We start from the raw sequence: 4,226 nt of genomic DNA, 5'->3' as shown, positions 1-4,226 counted from the left end.
GAGGGGGGACCGGGTTGGGCGCGGTGTCGGACGCGGTGTTCGAGGCAGTCTGGGCGCTGGCGGCGGTGCCCGCCAGCAGCAGGCTGGCGAAGCCGATGAGGCCCGAAATTGTCGTGGTGCGGCGCATGGCATCCCCTCCTGATTGACACCCGCCTCGGCTTCCGGGCCTCGGCGCGCATCCACATGGGTTAAGGTTGCGCGGGCGCCTCGCTGCGCTCGGCGGCGACGAGGCGCGCGACGGGGCCTTGCCCGCGCGACAGATCGGCAAAGCCGCCGACCTCCACCACGCGCCCGGCATTGAGCGCGATGACGTGATCGGCCGCAGCGACCATCGACAGGCGGTGGGCGATCACCAGCACGGTGGTCTTGCCGCGCAAGGCCGCGATGGTGCGCGCGAAGGCGGCCTGGCTCTCCCAGTCGAGCGCGCTGGTCGCCTCGTCGAGCACCAGCAGCTGCGGCTGCATCACCAGCGCGCGGGCGAGCGCGATGCGCTGGCGCTGGCCGCCGGAGAGACGGCTGCCGTTCTCGCCCAGAAAGGTATCGAGCCCCTCTGGCAGCGCGCGCACGAATTCCGCCGCGCCTGCGCCCTCGAGCGCAGTCCACAACTCGCTCTCGCTGGCGCCATCGCGGGCGAGGCGCAGGTTGGCGGCGATGGTGCCGGGGACGAGGAAATGCTCCTGCGGGACATAGGCGATGGCGCGGCGCCACAGCCGCGCGGTCTCGAGGGTGAGGGGGGCTTGATCGATACGGATCGTGCCCGCTTGCGGGGTCAGCAACCCGCAGACGAGATCGGCGGTGGTGGTCTTGCCGCTGCCCGAGGGGCCAACCAGCGCGGTGATCCGGCGCGCGGGGATGACGAGATCGAGGCCCTCGATCGCGGGCCGCACGTCGCCGCCGGTGTAGGCATAGCGCACCCCCGTCACGCGGATCGCCTCGGCGAGGCGCGGGGGAAGCGCGTGGCGCGGGGGCGGCGGCGGCTCGGCCTCGGCAGCGCATTCGGCGCGGAAGCGCTGGATGTCGGCGAAGACGGTGACCTCGGCAAGGAGCTGCTGGAGGCTCGTCTGCAAGGCGGTGAAGCGCGGAGCGATCCGCATCAGCAGCAGCAGGAAGGCGACCAGCTGCGGCAGAGCCATGCCGAGGAGCGCGATTCCGGCATAGACCAGTCCGGCGACAGCTACCGCGCTCACCATCTGCGCAATGATCGCGCCGAGCGATGTGAGGCGCATGTAGCCTACCGCCTCGGCATGCACCTTGTCGAGATTGGCGGCGAGCCGCGCGCGGTAGGCGCCTTCGGCGCCGTGAATCTTGGCGGTCTTGAGCCCGCCGAGATACTCCGAGACGGTGCGGTACTGGTCGCGCTTGTTGGCGGTGCGCTCGCGCCCGAAGGCGCTCGCGCGGGCGCGCAAGGGGGCCAGCAGGGCAAGGATCGCCAGCCCCATGCCGCCCGCGAACAGCATCATCACCGGCGAGATGATCCATGCGACCACGAGGTAGATCGCCAGCAGGATGCCGGTCTGGAGCAGCATCATAACCGCCATCGCGGCGGTGTAGACCCGCTCGACATCGGCGGTGAGAAGGTGGTGGAGATCGGCCGGACGGCGGCGCGCGAGCGCGTCCCAGCGCAGCGCGCCGATGCTAGCGAACAGATCGAGCCGCATGCTGTTCAGCAGGGTGAACAGCAGGTCGGCGAGGTAGATGTTCTTGGCGCGGGTGAAGAGGCCCTGCAGCGCCACCAGCGCCACCAGCCCCGCGAGCGCCAGTGGCAGGCTGAGCGTCAGCCCGCCCGGCAACCAGTCCGGCAGCGGCAGCCCGGCAGCCGCATCCCCTCCGGCGAGCGACAGGAGCGGGATGACCAGCAGGATCGAGACGCCCTCGGTCAGCCCGCCGAGCACCAGCAGGGCGAGCGCGATGGCAAAGCGCGCGCCGCTGGCGGCGGCGATGAAGCGCACGAATTCGGCAATCCCGCCGCGTGCGCTCATGGATTTGGCACCCCGGCGGCGGCGAGGGAGGGGGCGCTCGAGTGCTGCGCTCCGTCAGATATCCCCGCAAGGTCGGCGGCGACGAAGTCGACCAGCGCGTCGAGCGCCGCCAAGTCCTCGGGCACGGTCAGGATCGCCGCCTGCGCCCGGCTGGCGAGCGCGGCGCAAGCCATCGCGTGGGCCGCCGCGATGCGCGGGCTCATTGCGGCGGGGCCGAAGCGGGTGCCGTAGGAGAAGCGCAGGAAGGCCTTCATCCGCTCCTTTGGCGTGAGCGGATGCAGCGCCAGCGCGGGGCCGCGGGCGAGGAGGTAGAATCTGCCCGGCACCAGAGGTGTCCCGGCAAAGCCTCCGCCCACCAGAAAGCGGCGCTTGTCCCGAACCAGCGGCACGTCGGGGCGCGCGGTGAGATCTGCGTCGGCAAGCGCGGCCGAGGCGGCCGGCGCGAGCTTGACCTGCGGGAAGGCGGGCGCGATCCGGCCGGAACCTTGCGCAAGGCCCTCGATGGCGATGATGTCGTCGGTCAGGAGACTGTATCCTGCCCGCAGGAAGGCCGCAGCGGTGGTCGACTTGCCCGCGCCCTTGTCGCCGAGGAATGCGAAGGCACTCCCGCCTTCCGGCGCGGCCAGCGCGCTGCCGTGGAGCAGGAAGGCGCCGCGCATTTGCAGCAGCAGCGCCATTACCGGGCCGAGCAGCGGAAAGGCGATCAGCGCCGGATCGACCCCGGGGCGCGGCTCGACCTCGATCAGCGAGGGTGCGGCGATGCGGAAGGCGCCGATCTGGGGGTAGAGCAGGAAGCAGGCATCGTCGCCGAAGCGGAAAGTTCCGGCGGCATCGGGCTCGGGAAAGGCCCGCCCCGTATCGACCCGGCGGATGACCAGGTCGGGCTCACCGGCGAGCGGCAGCGCGCGCAGTTCGGGCAGGAAGAGGTCGCTCGCGATGGCGAGGCCGAAGGCACTGTAGCTGCGGGACATCCCGCCCGGCGCGCTCATGCCGCCGCCTCGCGCTCGATCTGCGCCGCGCGGCAGCCGCTCTCGAGCCAGATCCCGAGCGAGACCGCGCGCCAGATCATCTGCACCGCGCGCCCGGGTGCCGCGTCGGGATTGGCGGCGATCTTCGCATAGAGGCTCGAGGCGCGCGCGAGATCGACATGGGGGGCAAGAGGGCTGGCGGCACTGGCGACAAGGTCCATCACCTGCTCGTGGTGGTGGTGCACCAGCCCGCGCGCGAGGTGGACGGTGAAGTCGAGCTTGTCGCGCCGTGCCAGCACGCTCGCCGGCACAACGCCCGCCATTGCCCGGCGCAGCACCAGCCGCGACCAGCCGCGCGAGAGTTTCTCGCTGGCTGGCAGGCCGAGGCAGAATTCGGCGACCTTGCGGTCCCAGAAAGGGTAACGCGCCTCGACGCCCATGGCTCCGTAGAAGCCGGCATGAACCTCGAAGGCATAGGGCTGGAGCGGGTCGGCCAGCACCGCGCGGTGCTGCTCTGCCTCACCGCCCGCCGCCTCGGGCCGGGGAGCGGCGCGCAGGCGCTCGGCAAGGCGGCTTTCGGCGAGGAAATCGCGGCTGAGCAGGTGCGCCGGTGGGCGTTCGGCGTCTGGCACCGCCTCGCGGTCAAAGGGGGTGAGCAGGCGCGCGATGATCCGCGCATCGCGCCGCCGCGCCCCCGCACGCAGCGCCACACGCCGCGCGAGCGCGAAGCGCGAGCGCCCGTAATTGTCCGCTGCCCCGCGCGCCTCGCCGAGCAGCGTCAGCCAGTCCCCGCGCGCGGCGAGCTCGTCGAGCAGGCCATAGCCGTGGCTCACCACCTCGTCGCCGCCATGCCCGTCGAGCAGCACCTCGACCCCGCGGGCGCGCGCCGCGGCGACGACCTCGCGCATGCAGGCCAGGTTGGGCGAGAGGCTCGGGCCGCCGGTCGCGACGAGTAGCCCGCCAAAGTCCTGAAGCGGGGCATAGCCATCAAGCTCGAGCACGGTCGGGGCGAAGCCGCCGGTCGCCAGTACCGCATCGAGATGGCGCCGCTCGTTGCTGCGTTGCGGCTCGCGGAACATCATCGAGAACACCGGCAGCGGGGGTGCGCCGAGCGCCTTGCGCTGGTCGCGCAGCAGGCAGGCGATGGTGGAGGAATCGAGCCCGCCGCTGAGCAGCACACCGACGCGCTCGCCGCCTTCGGCGCGGGCCGCGACGGCGGCGTCCAGCAACGCACGCAAGGTCTCGGGGGCGGGACGAGCAGGATCGTAGGGCTGTCTCT

At 72.0% G+C, this 4,226-nt stretch carries 3 protein-coding genes; all 3 read right to left on the bottom strand.

Annotation, left to right across the window (positions count from 1 at the left end; genetic code table 11):
* Positions 1-188 precede the first annotated feature (188 nt).
* Entirely contained in the window at positions 189-1,979 is a 1,791-nt protein-coding gene (locus AX692_RS05975) for an ABC transporter ATP-binding protein (RefSeq protein WP_073975805.1), read from the bottom strand.
* Positions 1,976-2,968, bottom strand: coding sequence for a hypothetical protein (locus tag AX692_RS05970; RefSeq protein WP_073975806.1), 993 nt, complete (start codon positions 2,966-2,968; stop codon positions 1,976-1,978). The genes AX692_RS05975 and AX692_RS05970 overlap by 4 nt, the downstream gene beginning before the upstream one ends.
* Positions 2,965-4,226: asparagine synthase (locus AX692_RS05965; RefSeq protein ID WP_196491772.1), on the bottom strand; the 1,262-nt coding region annotated here is incomplete at its 5' end. The genes AX692_RS05970 and AX692_RS05965, both read right to left, overlap by 4 nt.

Origin of the sequence: Erythrobacter donghaensis, assembly GCF_001557325.1 — a bacterium.
In the GTDB taxonomy this organism is placed as follows: Bacteria; Pseudomonadota; Alphaproteobacteria; order Sphingomonadales; family Sphingomonadaceae; genus Erythrobacter; species Erythrobacter donghaensis_B.
The sequence above is the reverse complement of the archived record's forward strand: the minus strand, read 5'-3'. Positions and strand labels throughout refer to the sequence as shown.

Coding starts and splice junctions, on each gene's coding strand:
- AX692_RS05975 (WP_073975805.1), bottom strand. CDS start 1,979: ATGAGCGCACGCGGCGGGATTGCCGAATTCGTGCGCTTCATCGCCGCC.
- AX692_RS05970 (WP_073975806.1), bottom strand. CDS start 2,968: ATGAGCGCGCCGGGCGGGATGTCCCGCAGCTACAGTGCCTTCGGCCTC.